23 protein-coding genes and 1 riboswitch are annotated in these 17,610 nt (G+C 72.1%); of the genes, 14 read left to right on the top strand and 9 right to left on the bottom strand.

Going from position 1 to position 17,610, the window contains the following annotated elements; translation table 11 throughout:
• Positions 1-62 precede the first annotated feature (62 nt).
• From ACFW9D_RS07800 to ACFW9D_RS07780, 5 genes are all read right to left on the bottom strand, one after another.
• Entirely contained in the window at positions 63-737 is a 675-nt protein-coding gene (locus tag ACFW9D_RS07800; protein WP_384619084.1) for an urease accessory protein UreF, read from the bottom strand.
• An 18-nt stretch (positions 738-755) separates the two neighbouring features.
• Entirely contained in the window at positions 756-2,477 is a 1,722-nt protein-coding gene (locus tag ACFW9D_RS07795; RefSeq protein ID WP_384619082.1) for an urease subunit alpha, read from the bottom strand.
• On the bottom strand, positions 2,470-2,781 hold the full coding sequence (locus ACFW9D_RS07790) for an urease subunit beta (protein WP_384619079.1): 312 nt from the start codon (positions 2,779-2,781) through the stop codon (positions 2,470-2,472). The genes ACFW9D_RS07795 and ACFW9D_RS07790 overlap by 8 nt, the downstream gene beginning before the upstream one ends.
• A gap of 17 nt (positions 2,782-2,798) precedes the next feature.
• Positions 2,799-3,101, bottom strand: coding sequence for an urease subunit gamma (locus tag ACFW9D_RS07785; protein WP_188340228.1), 303 nt, complete (start codon positions 3,099-3,101; stop codon positions 2,799-2,801).
• Between the two features lie 240 nt (positions 3,102-3,341).
• The gene (locus tag ACFW9D_RS07780) at positions 3,342-3,632 is read right to left on the bottom strand and encodes a type II toxin-antitoxin system Phd/YefM family antitoxin (protein ID WP_384619076.1); all 291 of its coding nucleotides are present in this window, start codon (positions 3,630-3,632) and stop codon (positions 3,342-3,344) included.
• 99 nt (positions 3,633-3,731) lie between these two features.
• Between ACFW9D_RS07780 and ACFW9D_RS07775 the strand changes: the two genes are divergently transcribed.
• The 5 genes from ACFW9D_RS07775 (at position 3,732) to ACFW9D_RS07755 (ending at position 6,523) form a co-directional block, all read left to right on the top strand.
• Positions 3,732-4,370: an ATP-dependent Clp protease proteolytic subunit gene (locus tag ACFW9D_RS07775; RefSeq protein WP_384619073.1), complete on the top strand. Its 639-nt coding sequence runs from the start codon at positions 3,732-3,734 to the stop codon at positions 4,368-4,370.
• A 7-nt stretch (positions 4,371-4,377) separates the two neighbouring features.
• Positions 4,378-4,686 (top strand): hypothetical protein, encoded by a 309-nt coding sequence (locus ACFW9D_RS07770; protein ID WP_188340225.1) that lies wholly within the window; start codon positions 4,378-4,380, stop codon positions 4,684-4,686.
• A 416-nt stretch (positions 4,687-5,102) separates the two neighbouring features.
• Positions 5,103-5,236: riboswitch (cyclic di-AMP (ydaO/yuaA leader) on the top strand.
• Positions 5,237-5,239: 3 nt separating this feature from the next.
• Positions 5,240-5,713, top strand: a complete 474-nt coding sequence (locus ACFW9D_RS07765; RefSeq protein WP_384619071.1) for a C40 family peptidase — start codon at positions 5,240-5,242, stop codon at positions 5,711-5,713.
• A 67-nt stretch (positions 5,714-5,780) separates the two neighbouring features.
• Entirely contained in the window at positions 5,781-6,302 is a 522-nt protein-coding gene (locus ACFW9D_RS07760; RefSeq protein WP_384619069.1) for a DUF6328 family protein, read from the top strand.
• Positions 6,299-6,523, top strand: coding sequence for a hypothetical protein (locus ACFW9D_RS07755; protein ID WP_384619066.1), 225 nt, complete (start codon positions 6,299-6,301; stop codon positions 6,521-6,523). The genes ACFW9D_RS07760 and ACFW9D_RS07755 overlap by 4 nt, the downstream gene beginning before the upstream one ends.
• Positions 6,524-6,545: 22 nt before the next feature.
• On the opposite strand, the gene ACFW9D_RS07750 is transcribed toward ACFW9D_RS07755, so the two are convergent.
• The gene (locus tag ACFW9D_RS07750) at positions 6,546-6,986 is read right to left on the bottom strand and encodes an ATP-binding protein (protein WP_188340222.1); all 441 of its coding nucleotides are present in this window, start codon (positions 6,984-6,986) and stop codon (positions 6,546-6,548) included.
• A 279-nt stretch (positions 6,987-7,265) separates the two neighbouring features.
• On the opposite strand from ACFW9D_RS07750, the gene ACFW9D_RS07745 reads away from it, so the two are divergent.
• Positions 7,266-8,117, top strand: coding sequence for a helix-turn-helix domain-containing protein (locus tag ACFW9D_RS07745; RefSeq protein WP_384619063.1), 852 nt, complete (start codon positions 7,266-7,268; stop codon positions 8,115-8,117).
• Between the two features lie 50 nt (positions 8,118-8,167).
• The gene (locus ACFW9D_RS07740; protein WP_384619062.1) at positions 8,168-8,401 is read left to right on the top strand and encodes a DUF397 domain-containing protein; all 234 of its coding nucleotides are present in this window, start codon (positions 8,168-8,170) and stop codon (positions 8,399-8,401) included.
• On the opposite strand, the gene ACFW9D_RS07735 is transcribed toward ACFW9D_RS07740, so the two are convergent.
• A complete protein-coding gene (locus ACFW9D_RS07735; RefSeq protein WP_384619059.1) occupies positions 8,382-9,566 on the bottom strand; it encodes an 8-amino-7-oxononanoate synthase in 1,185 nt (394 codons plus the stop codon). The two genes, ACFW9D_RS07740 and ACFW9D_RS07735, sit on opposite strands and share 20 nt — an antisense overlap.
• A 157-nt stretch (positions 9,567-9,723) precedes the next feature.
• On the opposite strand from ACFW9D_RS07735, the gene bioB reads away from it, so the two are divergent.
• From bioB to ACFW9D_RS07715, 4 genes are all read left to right on the top strand, one after another.
• Positions 9,724-10,944, top strand: coding sequence for a biotin synthase BioB (gene bioB, locus ACFW9D_RS07730; RefSeq protein ID WP_384619057.1), 1,221 nt, complete (start codon positions 9,724-9,726; stop codon positions 10,942-10,944).
• Positions 10,937-12,226: an adenosylmethionine--8-amino-7-oxononanoate transaminase gene (locus tag ACFW9D_RS07725; RefSeq protein WP_384619055.1), complete on the top strand. Its 1,290-nt coding sequence runs from the start codon at positions 10,937-10,939 to the stop codon at positions 12,224-12,226. The genes bioB and ACFW9D_RS07725 overlap by 8 nt, the downstream gene beginning before the upstream one ends.
• 11 nt (positions 12,227-12,237) lie before the next feature.
• A complete protein-coding gene (gene bioD / locus ACFW9D_RS07720; RefSeq protein WP_384619052.1) occupies positions 12,238-12,957 on the top strand; it encodes a dethiobiotin synthase in 720 nt (239 codons plus the stop codon).
• An 89-nt stretch (positions 12,958-13,046) separates the two neighbouring features.
• The gene (locus tag ACFW9D_RS07715) at positions 13,047-13,712 is read left to right on the top strand and encodes a class I SAM-dependent methyltransferase (RefSeq protein WP_384619049.1); all 666 of its coding nucleotides are present in this window, start codon (positions 13,047-13,049) and stop codon (positions 13,710-13,712) included.
• Positions 13,713-13,737: 25 nt separating this feature from the next.
• Here the strand turns inward: ACFW9D_RS07715 and ACFW9D_RS07710 are convergent, their stop codons facing one another.
• Together ACFW9D_RS07710 and ACFW9D_RS07705 are read right to left on the bottom strand one after the other, a co-directional pair.
• On the bottom strand, positions 13,738-14,076 hold the full coding sequence (locus ACFW9D_RS07710; protein WP_188341684.1) for a fic family toxin-antitoxin system, toxin component: 339 nt from the start codon (positions 14,074-14,076) through the stop codon (positions 13,738-13,740).
• Positions 14,077-14,122: 46 nt separating this feature from the next.
• Positions 14,123-14,362, bottom strand: coding sequence for a toxin-antitoxin system HicB family antitoxin (locus ACFW9D_RS07705; RefSeq protein WP_188340214.1), 240 nt, complete (start codon positions 14,360-14,362; stop codon positions 14,123-14,125).
• Between the two features lie 126 nt (positions 14,363-14,488).
• Here ACFW9D_RS07705 and ACFW9D_RS07700 point away from each other — a divergent pair, with 126 nt between their 5' ends.
• From ACFW9D_RS07700 to ACFW9D_RS07690, 3 genes are all read left to right on the top strand, one after another.
• On the top strand, positions 14,489-14,917 hold the full coding sequence (locus tag ACFW9D_RS07700; RefSeq protein ID WP_188340213.1) for a GNAT family N-acetyltransferase: 429 nt from the start codon (positions 14,489-14,491) through the stop codon (positions 14,915-14,917).
• A gap of 174 nt (positions 14,918-15,091) precedes the next feature.
• Positions 15,092-16,435, top strand: a complete 1,344-nt coding sequence (locus ACFW9D_RS07695; protein WP_188340212.1) for a hemolysin family protein — start codon at positions 15,092-15,094, stop codon at positions 16,433-16,435.
• Positions 16,432-17,445, top strand: coding sequence for a hemolysin family protein (locus ACFW9D_RS07690; RefSeq protein WP_188340211.1), 1,014 nt, complete (start codon positions 16,432-16,434; stop codon positions 17,443-17,445). The genes ACFW9D_RS07695 and ACFW9D_RS07690 overlap by 4 nt, the downstream gene beginning before the upstream one ends.
• Positions 17,446-17,610 lie beyond the last annotated feature (165 nt).

Raw genomic sequence — 17,610 nt, 5'->3', positions numbered from 1 at the left:
CCGACGGGGGTCCGGGGACGCAGCCCCGGTTCAGTGACGGACAGCCGGCAACGGACACACCGCTAGGACGCGAACAACCGCACAGCCCAAGCGGCATGCGCCTCCGCCCCGATCTCCAGCAGCGGCGCCGACCCGGCGGGCAGCACGTCGGCCCCTTCGTCGAGAGCCGACCGGGCCGCGTCCACCGCGTCCCGCACGATCAGGTCCAGCTCCGGGGCGAGCCGGGCCAGAACGCGGGTCGCGTCGAACGGGTCGAGGCTGAGCAGCCGTACGACGGCGGTCGCGGGCCCGCCGACCCCCTCGTACGCGGAGCAGTACGCGGCGTCCTCGGGGCCGAGTCCGGCGGCGCGGACGGCGAGGCCGAGCACGACGGGCTGGTGGGCTCCCTTGGGGAACTTCGCGGCCAGCGCGTCGAGTTCGGGGTCCGGCCAGGTGGCGCGGGCGGCCCGCATCAACTGCCGGCCGAGTCTGCGGGCGGCGGTGCGCAGGGCTTCCGAGGGGGTACGGGCGTCGGCCGCGGTGTCGAGCGCGACGGGGTCGACACCGAGCGCGGCGGCCGCGGCGAGGGCCGCCGCGGCCAGACCGCTGGTGTGCAGCCGGCCGCGGCAGAACTCCTCCAGGCTCGCGGCGTCGGTGATGCGGCCCGCCTTGACGGCGGCCTCCGCCCCGCCGGAGTGGGCGTGCCCTCCGGCGGGGAAGCGGCCGTCGGCCAGGACGAGCAGGGCGGCGCGTGTCATGAGGCGGGCACACGTCCCTCAGAAGAGGAAGTACCGCTGGGCGAGCGGCAGTTCCGTGGCCGGTTCGGGCTCGACGAGCTCCCCGTCGATGGTCACCGCGAACGAGTCCGGGGCGACCTCGACGCGGGGCAGCGCGTCGTTGTTGACCATGTCGGCCTTGGTGCGGCCGCGCGTCGAACGGATCGGCACGAACCCGCGCCCGAGGCCGAGGCGCTCCGGCAGCCCGTCCTCGATCGCCGCCTCGGCGACGAAGTTGAACGAGTTGGCGGCGGGCGCCGCGCCGCGGGCGCCGAACATCGGGCGCGGCAGCACGGGCTGCGGGGTGGGGATGGAGGCGTTGGCGTCGCCCATCTGCGCGTAGGCGATCTGGCCGCCCTTGAGCACCACCTGCGGCTTCACGCCGAAGAACTTCGGGTCCCACAGCACGAGGTCGGCGAGTTTGCCGCTCTCGACGGAGCCGATCTCGTGCTCGATGCCCTGGGCGATCGCCGCGTTGATCGTGTACTTGGCGACGTAGCGGCGGGCGCGGGCGTTGTCGGCGCGGATGTCTCCGGGCAGGAAGCCGCGGCGGCGCTTCATCACGTGCGCGGTCTGCCAGGTGCGCATGATGACCTCGCCGATGCGGCCCATGGCCTGCGAGTCCGAGGACATGATCGAGATGGCGCCGAGGTCGTGCAGGATGTCCTCGGCCGCGATGGTGGTGGGCCGGATGCGGGACTCGGCGAAGGCGAGGTCCTCCGGCACGGCCGGGTTGAGGTGGTGACAGACCATCAGCATGTCGAGGTGTTCCTCGACGGTGTTGACGGTGTGCGGCCGGGTCGGGTTGGTGGAGCTCGGCAGCATGTGGGGCAGCGACACGGCGGTGATCATGTCGGGTGCGTGGCCGCCGCCCGCGCCCTCGACGTGGAAGGCGTGCAGGGTGCGTCCGGCGACGGCGTCGAAGGTGTCCTGGACGAATCCGGCCTCGTTCAACGTGTCGGTGTGGACGGCCAGTTGGGCGCCCGACTCCTCGCAGACGTCGAGGCAGGCGGAGATCACGGCGGGGGTGGCGCCCCAGTCCTCGTGGATCTTGAAGCCGAGGATGCCGGCGCGCAGTTGGTCGCGCATGGACTCCTTCGACATCGTGTTGCCCTTGCCGAGGAAGCCGATGTTGACGGGGCTGTGCTCCATGGCGGCGAACATCCGGGCCAGGTGCCAGGATCCGGGCGTGACGGTGGTCGCCTTGCTGCCCTCGGCTGGTCCGGTGCCACCGCCGATCAGGGTGGTGACGCCGGCGGCGAGGGCCTCGTCGACGATGGTCGGCGAGATGAAGTGGATGTGGGTGTCGATGCCTCCGGCGGTGAGGATCTTGCCGTTTCCGGCGAGGACCTCCGTCTCGGGGCCGATGACGAGGTCGGGGTGGACGCCGTCCATCGTGTCGGGGTTGCCGGCCTTGCCGATGCCGGTGATGCGGCCGTCGCGGATGCCGATGTCGGCCTTGACGACGCCCCAGTGGTCGATGATGACGGCGCCGGTGACAACGGTGTCCGGGGTGCCTTCGGCGCGGGTGGCGCGCGACTGCCCCATGGACTCGCGGATGACCTTGCCGCCACCGAAGACCGCCTCGTCGCCGGAGCGGCCGGGGCCGCCCGAGCGGTCCTCCTCGATCTCGACGAGCAGGTCGGTGTCGGCGAGCCGGATCCGGTCACCGGTGGTGGGGCCGAACAGGTCGGCGTAGGCGGCGCGGGACAGTTCAGGCATCGAGGGGACCTCCGGTCTCACCGCGCAGGCCGGGGACGACGCGGCGGCCGGCGAGAGGAACGAGCTCGACGTCGACGGGGATGCCGGGCTCGAAGCGGACGGCCGTGCCGGCGGCGATGTTGAGCCGCCGGCCGCGCGCCGCGGCACGGTCGAAGTCGAGGCCGGGGTTGGCCTCGGCGAAGTGATAGTGGGAGCCGACCTGGACGGGCCGGTCGGCGGCGTTGAGCACCGTCATACGTATGACGTCGCGGCCCTCGTTGACCACGACGGGCGCGTCGGCGTAGAGGATCTCTCCGGGAATCAAGGTGTCGTCCGCTCCCGTCAGATGATCGGCTCGTGCACGGTGACGAGCTTCGTCCCGTCGGGGAAGGTCGCCTCGACCTGGACGTCGTGGATCATCTCGGGGATGCCGTCCATGACGTCGTCCCGGGTGAGCACCTTGCGTCCGGACGCCATGAGTTCGGCGACGGTGCGGCCGTCGCGGGCGCCTTCGAGGATGTGCGAGGTGAGGAGCGCGATCGCCTCGGGGTGATTGAGCCTCACCCCTCGGGCGCGGCGCTTCTCGGCCACATCGGCGGCCACATGGATGAGCAGTCTTTCCTGCTCGTGCGGGGTCAGTTGCACGCGTCCCACCTCAGTCCTTCACTCCGGACCGTGCGGGGCCCGGCTGCCGCGGCCACCGCGACGGGGTAACCAGCACTCATAGATGTAACACACATCTAATGTGCGCGATCTTGCGCACCCCGGATACGAAAACCCCTGGTGACGTGGGCCGGAAGGCTAGTACCGAGGAGTTTCAACGAGGTTAACCGTCGCTTGACCGTCCCATTGCCGGGACAAGGTGAGCCGCTGACCAACCGGGCCCTAACGGACCTCGGGACCCCGGTGTTCCGCGGCGATGCCGAACCTCTGCCGTTCGCCCGGAGCGGACGAGAGAGAACCCAGACGAGCGACGGACGAGATGACGGGCTCCTCCGCGGAGTCCCCCGCCGGACCGTCGAACTCCTCGAGTCGCTCCAGGTCGGCGGCCGATACGAGGGCGACGAGCGGCTTGCCGTGCCGGGTGACGACGACGCGCTCACCGCCGTACACCACGCGATTGATCAGATCGGCGAGCTCAGCCCTCGCTTGCGTCACCGGAATCTCGTAGGCCATGCTCCCCATCGTACGTCATGTACGTCCTGTACATTTTTTACAGGCAGCCGCCCGGCACCACCGGGGCGACCCCCTACGAGCAGCGGAGGCGCGACCGCCATGACCCGTCCGACCAGCCGTTACGTCCTGCCGGAGTTCACCGAGCGCACGAGCGCGGGACAGCGCACGCTCGACCCCTACTCGAAGCTCCTGGAGGAGCGCATCGTCTTCCTCGGGACACCGATCGACGACACGTCGGCGAACGACGTGATGGCGCAGTTCATGCATCTCGAGTACCAGGCGCCCGACCGGGACATCGCCCTGTACATCAACTCCCCCGGCGGCTCGTTCAGCGCGATGACCGCGATCTACGACACGATGCGGTTCGTCAGCTGCGAGGTGGCGACGACCTGCCTGGGGCAGACCGCCTCGGTGGCGGCCGTACTGCTCGCGGCCGGGGCGCCGGGCAAGCGGACGATGCTGCCGGGCGCCCGCGTGGTGCTCGACCAGCCGGCCCTGCCGGAGCCGGTCCAGGGGCAGCCCACCGACCTGGAGATCCAGGCGCGGGAGATCGTGCGGATGCGCGAGCAGTTGGAGGAGATGCTCGCGCGGCACTCGTCCCGGACTCAGGACCAGGTGCGCGCGGACATCGAGCGGGACACGGTCCTCACGGCCGAACAGGCCCTGGAGCACGGCCTGGTGGACCAGGTCGTACAGAGCCGCAAGACCTCGGCGCCGGGCGCGCCCGGGCGGAGGTGACAGATCGATGTACCCACCCGAACTGCCGCCCCTGCCCGCGCTGACCCGGGCCGAGTGCGAGCTGATCGACCGCTATCTGGAGGTGGTCGACCTGATCGCGCGGATCAATCCGGCGCGGGGCGACGACACCTATCGGGGGCTGCGCGCGGCACAGGCCCTCGTCAGCCGGGCCACCGAACTGCGGGACGCGCTCGACCTGATGCACCGACGGGGCGAGAGTCAGGTCCACGCCACCACCCTCGCCCGCGCGCTGCGGGTCCTCGACGGCGAGAGGCGGACACAGAGGGTCACTTTGCCGCCCGAAACGGTCGGTTGAGGTCCTCCGCGATCACCGAAGGCCCGATCCGGCTCGAACCGTCTGCGGGACGACCCAAACGAGCCAGAAGAGGTACCCCCGTTCGGCGTAGACGTTCGTACGTGAAGAGGGGCCGACAGAGTTGCGCCCGTGCTGTAGGCGCGCAGCGGAATCTGTGGTTCCGCCGCTGGTACGGGCATGGTCGGCCCCCTCGGCCGAAGATCGAATGCCGCACTGTCCACCTGAACGGATCAAGCGTGAGGAGCCTCACTTACCGCTGGTTCAGCTCGGATTTCACGACACGAGTGCGTCAAGATCCCTTCCGACGACAAGCCCCCGCCACAGCGGCGGGGCGGTCCGTGCGGACGCCGAGTCCTGCCGCCGCACGGATGCCAGGTCGACAGAAGTGCATCGGCAGGAGTGGAGGACCCAGGCACGACGGGCCGCCGCCGCAGCTCAGCCGGAGTTGCGGAAGAGGGGCCCTTGGGGTGAAGCCGTGATCACGCGGCCGGGCGTCTTCGCCAGTCCGAACCCGACAGGTCATCCTTCGCAGGCGGTTGACGAAGGGTTGCGCATGACTGCGCTCAATCGTGTTCCGTCGCTGCTCAGCCGGGCCGGTACCGCCTCGGCCCTCACCCTCGCGGTCGCCGGAGCGGGGCTCATGGTCCCCGGCGCGGCGTCCGAGGCCTCAGCGGCCACGGCCTCGGCCAAAGCACTGCAGATCGCGGCTTCGAAGAAGGGAGCGCCCTACAAATGGGGCGCCACCGGGCCGCACCGCTTCGACTGTTCCGGCCTGACGCTCTACTCGTTCAAGCGCGCGGGCAAGAGTCTGCCCCGCACCGCCGCACAGCAGTACAACAAGACCCGCCATGTCTCGGCCTCCACCCGCAAGCAGGGTGACCTGGTGTTCTTCCATTCGGGCCGCAGCATCTACCACGTCGGCATCTACGCCGGGAAGGGACGCATCTGGCACTCCCCGAAGACCGGGGACGTCGTGCGCCTGCAGAAGATCTGGACGAAGAGCGTCTGGTACGGCCGGGTGCGCTGAGGCCCGCCGCACGGCCGCCCGGGGGTCGTGGAGGGTTGAGACCCGCGCCGGCGGTTACCCATGCGTCATGGACGACGAGCGCAACGAGACGCCGCTGGAGCGGGCCGACCGCAACTTCGGTGAGCTGCTGCAGGAGCTGCGCGTCATGCAGACCGGGGTGCAGTTCCTGTTCGCCTTCCTGCTCACCCTCGCGTTCACGGCCCGCTTCCCGTCCCTGGACACCACGCAGCGGGCCACGTACGTGACGACGCTGCTGCTCGCGGTCCTGGCGGCCGCGCTGCTGACCGCTCCGGCGGCCGTGCACCGCGTCCTGTTCCACCTCGGTGCGAAGCCGCAGATCGTGAGGGTGTCCTCCCGGCTCGCGGCCTGCGGCATGGGGGCGCTGGTGCTCGCCCTGAGCGCTTCGGTGCTCCTGGTGGTCGACGTGACGCTCAACCGGGCCGCGGGCATCGCGGCGGGCGTGGGCACCTTCATGGTGTGCGCGGGCCTGTGGGCGGTCATGCCGTGGCTGCTGCGGCGGGCGCTCGTCAGGCGGCGAGCGGCTCCGTCAGGAGAAAAGGAGCCAGAAGGGCCAGAGCGCTCCCCGTGACGATCCCGACGGCCCGTGCGGTGCCGCGGCCGCCGCAGCCACCGCCCGAGCCGGTCATGGCGTCGCGGACCTCCGCGACCCCGGCCGGGATGCGCCGGCTGGATCCCGGTGAGCTGAGCCGGACGATCTCGGTGGTGTGGCGGGCCGACGAGGCGCGTCCAGCCGTGGCCGCGTTCCGGGCGCCGCCGCGCGAGGCGGTCGGGCGGCCCGCCGCGTGCTGAGGTTCCGAGAAGGGGGCGCGGGTCAGTACACGGCCGTCGGTGCCGCGGTGACCCACGGCAGGGCGATCCACACGGTCTTGCCGCCCTCGGGGGTCGGGGCGACCGAGAGTCTGCCGCCGCACTCCGCGGTGAGACACCGGATGATCACCATGCCCCGGCCGTTGTCCTGCTGGACGGCGGCGGGCAGGCGCTTGGGATAGCGCGGGTGGCTGTCGGTGACGCCGATGCGCAGGTGCTCGTCGCGCTCCAGCTCGAGGTCGACGGTGAACGTGGGTGACTGCCCGCGGGTGTGCTGCACCGCGTTGGTCGCGAGCTCCGAGACGATCAGGCGGACCGTGTCGGCGGTGTCGCAGTCCACCGGCATGCCCCATTCGGTCAGCACGGTGGCGACGTAGGAGCGGGCGGCCGACACCGATGCGGGGTCGCTCGGCAGCGTGACGGATGCTTCCTGGTGATCTGCCATGGCGACGTCGTCCCTTTCCCGCCGGGGCCGCTTGTCCGGCACTCGCGGATCTCTCGCGCGCGGCCCCCGACTGCTTCGCGCCAGAGTGCCACTTGGGCCTGCTCACGGGCAGCCGATCCCCCAAGATATGCATATATCTGTCGCTCGAAGCGGTGAACTCTACGACGGTAGACCGTATTTGGGCGGGCGCACGCGGGGTGTTCTACCGTCGTGCGGGTGAGCGCAGCCGAACGGGCCGGGAGGACGCGGCCGCCGCGCCGCGAAGCCTGAGGAGTCAGCATGAAATACGGTCCCGCGGTGCGGCGCCGCAAGCTGGGCGCCGAGTTGCGCGCGCTGCGGGTGAGCGCCGGGCTCACCAGTGGCGAGGCGGCCCGGCTCGTGGGCTGGCACCAGTCGAAAGTGAGCCGGATCGAGACGGGCCGCAGTGGCGTGAAGCCGTCGGACGTGCTGTTGCTGCTCGACGCGCTGGAGGCCAGGGACCCCCGGTTGCGCGAGCTGCTGGTCGCGCTGGCCGGCGGTGACGACGCGGGCGTCCAGCACTGGTGGCACGCCTATCGGGGCCTGTTGCCGCCCTCGTACCGGGACTTCATCAGTCTGGAGTCGCAGGCCTGCCGCATCCGCACGCTGGAGACGAGCGTGGTGCCGGGGCTGTTACAGACGCCGGAGTACGCGCGCGCGGTGACGCGTTCGGTGCTCGCCGGGACGCCGGAGCGGCACATCGACGCGCTGGTGGAGGTGCGGCTCGCGCGGCAGGACGTGCTGCGGGCGGACCCGCCGCTGGAGCTGACCGCCGTGCTCGACGAGGCGGTGCTGCGGCGCGTGGTGGGCGGACCGGGGGTGCTGGAGGGGCAGTTGGCGTGGCTGGTGGAGGCGGCGCGGCTGCCGCATGTCCGGATCCAGGTGCTTCCGTTCACGGCGGGCGGGCACATCGGCCTGACCGGACCGTTCGTAGTCTTCTCGTTTCCGAACACATCCGATCTGGATGTGGTCGTCCTCGACCATTTGACGAATAGCCTCTATCTCGAGCGGAAAGAAGACCTCAAGGCGTACGCACACGCCTTCGACGCTCTCCTGCTCCACGCACTTCCGCCCGATGACTCGCTGGAATTCATCGCACAGATCGCCGGGTAGGCGAGGACGCCGACGCCTCGCGCTGCCCCGGCGCTGGGTAAGGAGGCACCATGACCGCTCCCCCTCGGCACGGTCCCACCGTCCCCACCACCGCGCTCCTGGGCGCCGCGCGATGGCGCCGCAGCAGCCGCAGCACGGGTGCCAACAACTGTGTCGAGACGGCCCGGCCGAACGGCCGGGCCGCGGCCGGGCGGCTCGCCGTCCGCGACTCCAAGGACCCGGCCGGGCCCGCGCTCCTGTTCACCCCCACCGCGTGGGAGGGGTTCATCGACTCCCTGCGGTGAACGCCCCGGCGGGCGCCGTGCGGCTGATCACCCCGACGGCCTCGGCGATCTGATCCTGCGTCAGGTCGGCCCGGGCGGTCAGCCGCAGCCGGGAGATCCCGTCGGGTACGGACGGCGGCCGGAAGCAGCCGACCGACAGGCCGGCCTCCCGGCAGTCCGCCGCCCAGCGCACGGCCTCGTCCGGCGAGGGTGCCCGCACGGAGACGACCGCCGCTTGGGGCGCGACGGCCGTGAGCCCCTCCGCGACGAGCCTCTCGTGCAGCGACCTCGCGACCTGTCCCGCCTGCCGCGCGAGTTCGGGCCGCGCCCGCAGCAGTTCGAGCGCGGCGAGGGCGGCGCCCGCGGCGGCCGGTGCGAGTCCCGTGTCGAAGATGAACGTACGGGCCGTGTTGATCAGGTGGTCGATGACGCGGGCCGGACCGAGTACGGCGCCGCCCTGGCTGCCGAAGGACTTGGACAGGGTGACGGTCACGACGGTGTCCGCGGCGCCCGCGAGACCCACCGCGTCCGCGGCGCCCCGCCCGCCCGCGCCGAGGACACCGAGCCCGTGGGCGTCGTCGACGATCAGCCCGGCCCCGAACTCCCGTGCGGCATGGGAGAGTTCCGACAACGGAGCCTGGTCGCCGTCGACCGAGAAGACGGTGTCGGACACCACCACGGAGGGCCCGTCGTGGGTCGACAGCGCCTTGCGGACGGCCTCGGGGTCGGCGTGCGGTACCACCTGGGTGGTCCCGCGCGCGAGCCGGCACCCGTCGATCAGCGAGGCGTGGTTGCCCGCGTCGGACACGATCAGCGAGCCGTGCGGGGCGAGCGCCGTGACGGCGGCGAGATTGGCCGCGTAGCCGGAGGACAGGACCAGCGCGGACTCGAAGCCGCAGAACGCGGCGAGCTCCCGCTCCAGCCGTGTGTGCAGTTCAGTGGTGCCGGTGACGAGACGGGAACCGGTGGCTCCGCCGCCCCAGCGCCGGGCGGCGCGCGCGGCGCCCTCGACGACCTCGGGGTGCCGGGCCAGGCCCAGGTAGTCGTTGCTCGCGAGGTCGAGGAGCGGGGAGTCCGCGGGGCGGGGGCGCAGCGTGCGCACGAGCCCGGCGGCCTCACGGCCGCGGCGCTGACCGTCGATCCAGTCGAACGCGAAACCGTCGGAAGAAGAGTGGGCTGCGGCCATGACTCCCTCGTTGCGCAGAGGACGCTTTGTAGGTAATGCACAGACCCTAGCCGCCCCGCCACCGGGTCAGGATGTGGTGATACCCACACGTCGAACGACACGCTTTGTACGAAGTCTCCTTTCGCGGGAGCGGTGCCATAGGTCAGGATCTGAGGCCATGGACCTGCTGAACACGCTGGTGGACAAGGGGCTTCGGCGCGAGCTGCCGAGCCGTGAAGAGGCGCTCGCCGTACTGGCGACGTCGGACGACGAACTGCTCGATGTGGTGGCCGCGGCCGGGAAGGTGCGCCGCCAGTGGTTCGGCCGCCGGGTCAAGCTCAACTACCTGGTGAACCTGAAGTCGGGCCTGTGCCCGGAGGACTGCTCCTACTGTTCGCAGCGCCTCGGCTCCAAGGCGGAGATCCTCAAGTACACGTGGCTCAAGCCGGACGAGGCGTCCAAGGCGGCGGCCGCCGGTGTCGCGGGCGGCGCGAAGCGCGTCTGCCTGGTGGCGAGCGGTCGCGGGCCCACGGACAAGGACGTCGACCGGGTCGCCAAGACCATCGACGCGATCAAGTCGGAGAACGAGGACGTCGAGGTCTGCGCCTGCCTCGGGCTGCTGTCCGACGGCCAGGCCGAGCGGCTGCGCACGGCGGGCGCCGACGCGTACAACCACAACCTGAACACGTCCGAGGCGACGTACGCCGGCATCACCACGACGCACACCTACGCGGACCGCGTCGACACCGTGCAGAAGGCGCACGCGGCGGGGCTCTCCGCCTGCTCGGGCCTGATCGCGGGCATGGGCGAGAGCGACGAGGACCTCGTCGACGTGGTCTTCGGGCTGCGCGAGCTGGACCCGGACTCGGTGCCGGTGAACTTCCTGATCCCGTTCGAGGGCACGCCGCTCGCCAAGGAGTGGAACCTGACGCCGCAGCGCTGCCTGCGGATCCTCGCCATGGTGCGGTTCGTCTGCCCGGACGTCGAGGTGCGGATCGCGGGCGGGCGCGAGGTGCACCTGCGCTCGATGCAGCCCCTGGCGCTGAACATCGCGAACTCGATCTTCCTGGGCGACTACCTGACCAGCGAGGGCCAGGCCGGCAAGGCCGACCTCGACATGATCGCGGACGCCGGTTTCGAGGTCGAGGGCGCCGACCAGGTGACCCTGCCCGAGCACCGCACGGAGGCGGGCTGCGGCTCGGTGTGCGGTACGGAGCCGGACAGCGGCTGCGGTTCGCACGAGGCCGAGGCCGGCTGCGGTTCGCACGCGGCCGGCGGGGGCTGTGGTTCCCCCGCGGCCGAGGCCGCCCCGCGGGAGCCCGCGGCGTCCGAGGCCCGCACGGACCTGGTCGCGGTGCGCCGTCGTGGCGCGGGGACGGACCTCGCCCCCAATGCCTGATCAGCCCTCCGATCCGCGCGTGAGCGAGCTCCTCGCGCTCGACCGGCAGCACGTCTGGCATCCGTACGGGCCCATGCCGGGCCGGCAGGAGCCCCTGGTCGTCGAGTCGGCGGCCGGGGTGCGGCTGCGGGTCGCCGGGCACGGGGAGCTGGTGGACGGGATGTCGTCCTGGTGGTCGGCGATCCACGGCTACCGGCACCCCGTCCTGGACGAGGCCGCCCGCGGTCAGCTGGACCGGATGAGCCACGTCATGTTCGGCGGGCTCACGCACGAGCCCGCCGTGCGGCTCGCGGAGCGCCTTGTCGACATGTCGCCCGACGGCCTGGAGCATGTCTTCCTCGCCGACTCGGGTTCCGTGTCGGTCGAGGTCGCGCTCAAGATGTGCCTGCAGTACTGGCGTTCGCTGGGCCGGCCCGAGAAGCACCGGATGCTGACCTGGCGCGGCGGCTACCACGGCGACACCTGGCAGCCCATGTCCGTGTGCGACCCCGAGGGCGGCATGCACGGGCTGTGGGCGGGCGTACTGCCCCGCCAGCTGTTCGCCGACGCGCCGCCGGCCGCGTACGAGGAGTCGTACGCGGGGCATCTGCGGGACATGATCGGGCGGCACGCGCACGAGCTGGCGGCCGTGGTCGTCGAGCCGGTGGTGCAGGGCGCGGGCGGCATGCGCTTCCACTCCCCCGAGTATCTGCGGGTGCTGCGGGAGGCGTGCGACGCGCACGACGTACTGCTCGTCTTCGACGAGATCGCGACCGGTTTCGGCCGCACGGGCACGCTGTTCGCCGCGGAGCAGGCCTTGGTGACACCGGACGTGATGTGCGTCGGCAAGGCGCTGACCGGCGGATACATGACGATGGCGGCGACGCTGTGCACGCCCCGGGTCGCCGACGGGATCTCCCGAGGCGAGGTCCCGGTCCTCGCGCACGGCCCGACGTTCATGGGCAACCCGCTGGCGGCGGCCGTCGCCTGCGCCTCGATCGATCTGCTGCTCGGCCAGGACTGGCAGGCGGAGGTCAAGCGGATCGAGACCGGTCTGCGGGACGGCCTGGCCGGGGCGGCGGAGCTTCCCGGTGTCACGGACGTACGCGTCCTGGGCGCGATCGGGGTCGTACAGCTGGACCACGAGATCGACATGGCGGCGGCGACGCGGGCGGCGGTGGCGGAGGGCGTGTGGCTGCGGCCGTTCCGCGACCTCGTGTACACGATGCCGCCGTACGTCACGGGTGACGAGGATCTGGCACGGATCGGCCGTGCGGTGTGCGCCGCCGCGCGGGAAGGGTGAACGGAGCGGACATGACGGTACTCGTGGTCTCGGGGACCGGGACCGAGATCGGCAAGACGGTGACGACGGCGGCGGTGGCCGCGGTCGCGCTGCGGGCGGGCCGTTCGGTGGCCGTGCTCAAGCCGGCGCAGACCGGTGTCGCGCCGGGTGAGCCGGGTGACGTCGACGACGTCGTGCGGCTCGCCGGGGCGCGGGTGACGGGTCTCGAACTGGGGCGCTATCCGGAGCCGTTGGCCCCGGGGACTGCGGCGGCGCGCGCCGGGATGGCTCCGGTGCGGCCGGCCCAGGTCGCCGAGGCCGCCGAGAAGCTGGCCGCCTCGCACGATCTGGTGCTGGTCGAGGGGGCGGGCGGGCTGCTCGTCCACTTCGACGCGGAGGGGTCGACGCTCGCGGACGCGGCGCGGCTGCTCGGGGCGCCGGTGCTCGTGGTGGCGGCGGCCGGGCTCGGCACGCTGAACTCCGTTCAGTTGACGGCGGAGGCGTTGCGGGCGCGGGAGCTGGAGCAGGCCGGGGTCGTCATCGGGTCCTGGCCCGGCGCCCCCGGGCTCGCGGAGCGCTGCAATGTGGCGGACCTGCCCCGGGTGGCCGGGGCCGGGCTCCTGGGCGCGGTCCCCGAGGGGGCCGGGGCTCTGGCGCCGGCTGATTTCCGGGCTCGGGCCGGGTCCTGGGTCGGGGCCGCGCTGGGCGGGACTTGGGACGCCGAGGAGTTTCGCGCCGCTTCGGCCGACTGAGCCCCGGCCGGTGGCGGAGGGGGCGACAGCCGCCCGGTGTCGGAGGACAATTCGGAGTGCAGGCGGCAGCTCGTGCTCTGGAGGTCGGTATGACGGGTCGGGGGCGGCAGGACGCGGTGCGCCATCCGTGGTTCGCGCGGTTCTACGCACGGTTCAGCGTGCGGGCCGAGCCCGCGATGGCGCCCGTCCGCCGGGAGTTGCTGGACGGGCTGTCGGGACGGGTGCTGGAGGTCGGGGCCGGGAACGGGCTGAACTTCGGGTACTACCCGGCCGCCGTCTCCGAGGTCGTCGCGATCGAGCCGGAGCGTGAGCTGCGGGCCCTCGCGGTCGAGGCGGCGCTGCGGGCGGAGGTCCCGGTCGACGTCGTGCCGGGGGCGGCCGAGGCGCTGCCCGTGAAGAGCGAGGCGTACGACGCCGTCGTGGTGTGTCTGGTGCTGTGCAGCGTGCGGGACGTGGAGCGGTCGCTGTCCGAGGTACGCAGGGTGCTGCGGCCGGGCGGCGAGGTGCGGTTCTTCGAGCACGGGCAGGCGCCGGGGCACGGGATGCGCCGGGTGCAGGGTGTCCTCGACAGGACCGTGTGGCCGCGCCTGTTCGGCGGCTGTCACGTGGGGCGGGACGCGGTGGCGTCGGTGCGCACGGCCGGCTTCGAGGACATCGACCACCGTGAACTGCTGATGCCGGAGCGCGGGCCGAGGCTGCCGACCTCGTACTGCGTGCTCGGCACGGCCCGCCGGCCGATGGCCACTTCGGCCTAGGGCGCGTTCTGGCGGTCCAGGTGGTTCACAGGCTCCACTTGCGCAGTTCCTTCTCGATGTCGTGGACGGTCGCGGCGCCGTCCTTGACGAGCCGCGCCAACTCGCGGACCTGCTCGGGCGAGATGACGACCTTGAGGCCGCTGGCGACGAGGTAGGCGTAGGCGACCGCGGAGGCGAACATCGCGTTCGACCGCTCCAGCGCCGGTACGTGGATGAGGAGTTGGAGCAGCGCCGCCGCCCGGGCGTGCGGTGTCACGTAGACGGGGATGTCGAAGATCTCCGCGGAGTGGCGGGCCACGGCCGCGACGAGGGCGCCCCAGTCGGATACCTGGGGGTCGCCCGGGGTCTTCTGCTCGGCGATCATGAGCAGCCAGGCGAGATCGACGGTGAGGTGCGAGGGGTTCCGCGGTTCAGTCAACGGGACGGTGCCGGCCTTCGCTGTCGGTGCCGAACTCCTCGGCGAACACGGTCTCGTACTGCTTCATGAAGTCGGCGGCCGCGTCGACGAACGTACGGCCGAGCTCGCCCGCGTCGCGCCGGACCAGCTCCTCGATGTATCTGTTCACGCTCATGCCCCGGGCCAGCGCGCGCTCCCGGGCCGCGCGGGCGGTGTCCTCGTCCACCCGCACGTTCAGCTGCGTCTTCGCCATGCTTTCAAGCTAGCGCCGCGGTGCTAGCACCGGCAAGGGCGGCCTGGAGCGCCTTTCGCGGGGGCGTCCCGTCCGGCATGTGAAAACCGGCGGCGCCCGGCGGGCCGCCGGTGATGGGATCGCCGCATGAGCGATCTTCACATCCGGGCCGCGGGCCCCTCCGACGTGACCGCCGTCCTCGCCTTCTGGCGCACGGCGGCGGAAGGCACGAGCATCAGCGACGACCGCGCGGGCGTGGACCGTCTGGTCGCGCGGGACCCTGAGGCGCTCCTGCTCGCCGAGCGGGACGGTGTGCTGGTGGGGACGGTGATCGCCGGTTTCGACGGGTGGCGATGCCATCTGTACCGGCTCGCGGTCTCGCCGGAGGCGCGGCGTCAGGGCATCGGCTCGGCGCTGCTCGCGGCGGCCGAGGAGCGGTTCGCGGCGCTGGGCGGGCGGCGCGGCGACGCGATGGTGCTCGACCGCAACGAGCGGGCGCACCACGCGTGGCGGGCGGCCGGCTACGCGCCGGAGCCGCAGTGGTCCCGCTGGGTGAAGCCCCTGACCGACGGCTGAGAAGCGGGCCGCTTTGCCGATCCTTTACTATGGCGTGGTCCGTCGAAACTTCTGCGAAAGGTGTGAGCGTCCGCCCATGGGCGAGCCTCCCAGTACCCGGCCCCTCCCTCCGCACGGTCCCCGTGATCGCGCGCCCCTCCCGTCACTGGCCGAAGATGGGACGGAGGTGACCCGATGACCGAAGTGCTCCTGCTCGCCGTCGCAGTACTCCTATCGCTGGCCTGCGGCGCCTTCGTGGCGGCGGAGTTCTCCCTCACGACCGTCGAGCGCAGTGATCTCGAAGCGGCCGTGGAGCGCGGCGAGCGCGGCGCCGCCGGCGCCCTCAAGGCCGTACGGAACCTGACCTTCCAGCTCTCCGGCGCCCAGCTCGGCATCACCGTGACCAACCTGGTCGTCGGCATGCTCGCCGAGCCGTCCATCGCCAAGCTCATCGCGGGCCCGCTCGAGGCCGTCGGCGTGCCGAGCTCGGCGTCGACGTCGGTCGCGCTGGTCCTCGGCACCGCCCTGTCGACCGTGTTCCTCATGGTCGTCGGCGAGCTGGTCCCGAAGAACTGGGCGATCTCCTCGCCGCTGGCCGTGGCCAAGCGCGTGGCGACCCCGCAGCGCTGGTTCAGCGCGGCCTTCCGCCCGTTCATCACGCACCTGAACAACACGGCGAACCGGCTGGTGCGGCGCCTCGGCGTCGAGCCCACCGAGGAGCTGGCCTCCGCGCGCGGCCCCCAGGAGCTGATGGCGCTCGCCCGGCACTCCGCCAAGGAGGGCGCCCTGGAGGCCGACACCGCCGAGCTGTTCGTGCGCACCCTGAACCTGGCCGACCTGACCGCGGAGAACGTGATGACCCCGCGCGTCCAGGTGATGGCCCTGGACCTGCAGGCCACCTGCGAGGACGTGGCGAACGCGACGCGGGCCACCGGCCTGTCCCGCTTCCCCGTCTACCGCGGCAATCTCGACTCGGTCGTCGGCGTCGTGCACATCAAGGACGTGCTCGCCGTGCCCGACGACCAGCGCGCCCGCAAGAGCGTGTCCGACCTGCTGCGCGAACCGCTGCTGGTCCCCGAGACGCTCACCGTGGACCGGCTCCTCGACCGGCTGTCCGGCAAGCGCACGATGGCCGTCGTCATCGACGAGTACGGCGGCACCGCAGGCGTCGCGACGCTGGAGGACATCGTCGAGGAGGTCGTCGGCGAGGTGCGGGACGAGCACGACCCGCACGAGACACCGGACATCGCCGCCGCGGGCACCGACGAGGACGGCCGCACGCTGTACTCGGCCGACGGCGCCGCCCGCACCGACCGGCTCGCCCGGGTCGGACTGCGGGTGCCCGACGGCCCGTACGAGACGCTGGCCGGCCTCGTGGCGACCGAGCTGGGCCGGATCCCCGGCGTCGGCGACAGCGTCGAGGTCGCCGGATGGCGGCTCGACGTCGTCGACGCGCACGGGCACCGCGCCGCGCGCGTGCTGCTGCACGCGCCGGCCGCCGGGACCACGGAGGACACCACGAAGGGGGCGCGACGATGACCGCGATCCAGCTGCTGATCGGCCTGGCGACGCTGGTCGTCAACGCGTTCTTCGTCGGCGCCGAGTTCGCCCTGATCTCGGTGCGCCGCAGCCAGATCGAGCCGCACGCCGAGGAGGGCGACCGGCGGGCCCGCAGCGTCCTGTGGGGGCTGCAGCACGTGTCGGCGCTGCTCGCCGCGGCGCAGCTCGGCATCACGCTGTGCACCCTGGTGCTCGGCATCGTGGCCGAGCCGGCCATCGCGCACCTCCTGGAGCCGGTGTTCGACGCGGTCGGGGTGCCACACGGACTGATCCACCCGATCTCGTTCGTGATCGCCCTGTCGCTCGCGACGTATCTGCACATGCTGCTCGGCGAGATGGTCCCCAAGAACATCGCGCTCGCCGAGCCGGTGCGTTCGGCGCTGGTGCTCGGCCCGCCCTTGGTGGCCCTGGCGCGCGCCCTGCGCCCGGTGATCTTCGCGATCAACGCCTTCGCGAACGCCCTGCTGAGGCTGCTCAGGGTGGAGGTCAAGGACGAGGTGGCGGCGACGTTCTCGGACGACGAGCTGGCCCGCATGGTCAAGGACTCCTCCGACGCGGGGCTGATCGACGACCGCGCCCAGGAGCGGCTCCACGACGCCCTGGAGCTGGGCCGCCGCCCCGTCAAGGACGTCGTCCTTCCGCTGGAGAAGGTCGTCTACGCGCGCGTGGGCGTCACTCCGGAGCAACTGGAACGGCTGTCCGCCGAGTCGGGCTTCTCGCGTTTCCCTGTTGTGGACGAGGGCCGGCGCATCGTCGGCTACCTCCATGTGAAGGACGCGCTGGACGCGACGCCGCGCGACCTGCCGTTCCGGGTGCCGGACATGCGCTCCATCGCGCGCGTGCGGGAGACGACGCCGCTCGACGACGTGCTCACCGCGATGCGCGGCAGCCGCACGCATGTGGCCGCCGTGCTCGGCGCCGACGGGCGGCTCGCGGGCCTGGTGACCATGGAGGACGTACTGCGTGAGCTGTTCGGACAGCCCGCCTGACACCACGGGCGAGCTGTTCGGACAGTGGGCCTGACACCGCTCGGCCGCGTCGGTGGCCGGCCCCCCGGGGCGGGGGCCCCCCCCCCCGGTTCCATCGCAGGGGGCCAGCAGATGTCAGGAAAATTAACCCCCCCCCGGCCCGGGGGGGCGACACTAACACCAACA

Source organism: Streptomyces sp. NPDC059524 (genome assembly GCF_042749255.1).
In the GTDB taxonomy this organism is placed as follows: Bacteria; Actinomycetota; Actinomycetes; order Streptomycetales; family Streptomycetaceae; genus Streptomyces; species Streptomyces xanthii.
Note: the sequence above shows the minus strand (reverse complement) of the source record. Positions and strands in the feature narration are given on the sequence as shown.

Bases quoted from the DNA above. Each gene is read 5' to 3' on its own strand.
- ACFW9D_RS07800 (WP_384619084.1), bottom strand. From the start codon at position 737: ATGACACGCGCCGCCCTGCTCGTCCTGGCCGACGGCCGCTTCCCCGCC.
- ACFW9D_RS07795 (WP_384619082.1), bottom strand. From the start codon at position 2,477: ATGCCTGAACTGTCCCGCGCCGCCTACGCCGACCTGTTCGGCCCCACC.
- ACFW9D_RS07780 (WP_384619076.1), bottom strand. From the start codon at position 3,632: ATGGCCTACGAGATTCCGGTGACGCAAGCGAGGGCTGAGCTCGCCGAT.
- ACFW9D_RS07775 (WP_384619073.1), top strand. From the start codon at position 3,732: ATGACCCGTCCGACCAGCCGTTACGTCCTGCCGGAGTTCACCGAGCGC.
- ACFW9D_RS07770 (WP_188340225.1), top strand. From the start codon at position 4,378: ATGTACCCACCCGAACTGCCGCCCCTGCCCGCGCTGACCCGGGCCGAG.
- ACFW9D_RS07765 (WP_384619071.1), top strand. From the start codon at position 5,240: ATGACTGCGCTCAATCGTGTTCCGTCGCTGCTCAGCCGGGCCGGTACC.
- ACFW9D_RS07760 (WP_384619069.1), top strand. From the start codon at position 5,781: ATGGACGACGAGCGCAACGAGACGCCGCTGGAGCGGGCCGACCGCAAC.
- ACFW9D_RS07750 (WP_188340222.1), bottom strand. From the start codon at position 6,986: ATGGCAGATCACCAGGAAGCATCCGTCACGCTGCCGAGCGACCCCGCA.
- ACFW9D_RS07745 (WP_384619063.1), top strand. From the start codon at position 7,266: ATGAAATACGGTCCCGCGGTGCGGCGCCGCAAGCTGGGCGCCGAGTTG.
- ACFW9D_RS07740 (WP_384619062.1), top strand. From the start codon at position 8,168: ATGACCGCTCCCCCTCGGCACGGTCCCACCGTCCCCACCACCGCGCTC.
- ACFW9D_RS07735 (WP_384619059.1), bottom strand. From the start codon at position 9,566: ATGGCCGCAGCCCACTCTTCTTCCGACGGTTTCGCGTTCGACTGGATC.
- bioB (WP_384619057.1), top strand. From the start codon at position 9,724: ATGGACCTGCTGAACACGCTGGTGGACAAGGGGCTTCGGCGCGAGCTG.
- ACFW9D_RS07725 (WP_384619055.1), top strand. From the start codon at position 10,937: ATGCCTGATCAGCCCTCCGATCCGCGCGTGAGCGAGCTCCTCGCGCTC.
- bioD (WP_384619052.1), top strand. From the start codon at position 12,238: ATGACGGTACTCGTGGTCTCGGGGACCGGGACCGAGATCGGCAAGACG.
- ACFW9D_RS07715 (WP_384619049.1), top strand. From the start codon at position 13,047: ATGACGGGTCGGGGGCGGCAGGACGCGGTGCGCCATCCGTGGTTCGCG.
- ACFW9D_RS07710 (WP_188341684.1), bottom strand. From the start codon at position 14,076: ATGATCGCCGAGCAGAAGACCCCGGGCGACCCCCAGGTATCCGACTGG.
- ACFW9D_RS07705 (WP_188340214.1), bottom strand. From the start codon at position 14,362: ATGGCGAAGACGCAGCTGAACGTGCGGGTGGACGAGGACACCGCCCGC.
- ACFW9D_RS07700 (WP_188340213.1), top strand. From the start codon at position 14,489: ATGAGCGATCTTCACATCCGGGCCGCGGGCCCCTCCGACGTGACCGCC.
- ACFW9D_RS07695 (WP_188340212.1), top strand. From the start codon at position 15,092: ATGACCGAAGTGCTCCTGCTCGCCGTCGCAGTACTCCTATCGCTGGCC.
- ACFW9D_RS07690 (WP_188340211.1), top strand. From the start codon at position 16,432: ATGACCGCGATCCAGCTGCTGATCGGCCTGGCGACGCTGGTCGTCAAC.